The organism is Dellaglioa sp. CoH-55-MRSF-8 (assembly GCF_056782195.1).
The window spans coordinates 1-275 of record NZ_JBXAYH010000188.1 but is presented as its reverse complement, the minus strand read 5'-3'; the positions used below and the strand labels follow the sequence as shown (position 1 = coordinate 275).

Here is a 275-nt window from a genome sequence, read left to right as displayed (position 1 = left end):
AATCCGGACTACATTCATAAAGAGGTGACGACGTTTGTCCCGAACTATGATGATTCGGACATCGAGCCTGTGACGCTTCCGGCGATGCTGCCGAACGTTCTGCTGAACGGCGGCGAAGGTATCGGTGTTGGTATTACGACGAGCCTTCCTACGTTTACGCCGGAGTCCGTGGTCGCTATCCTGCAACGGATGCTTAAGGGTGAGGACCTGACGCCGCGCGATTTTGCGAAGACCCTCAAATACTCGCACAAGTACGGCGGTCAGCTCGTCAAGTC

1 protein-coding gene is annotated in these 275 nt (G+C 55.3%); it reads left to right on the top strand.

Translation table 11 applies throughout. The features are described 5' to 3' along the window. Positions 1–275 (top strand): DNA gyrase subunit A (locus tag AC1RPW_RS08440; protein ID WP_481769516.1); only part of this gene is annotated, 275 nt, incomplete at both ends.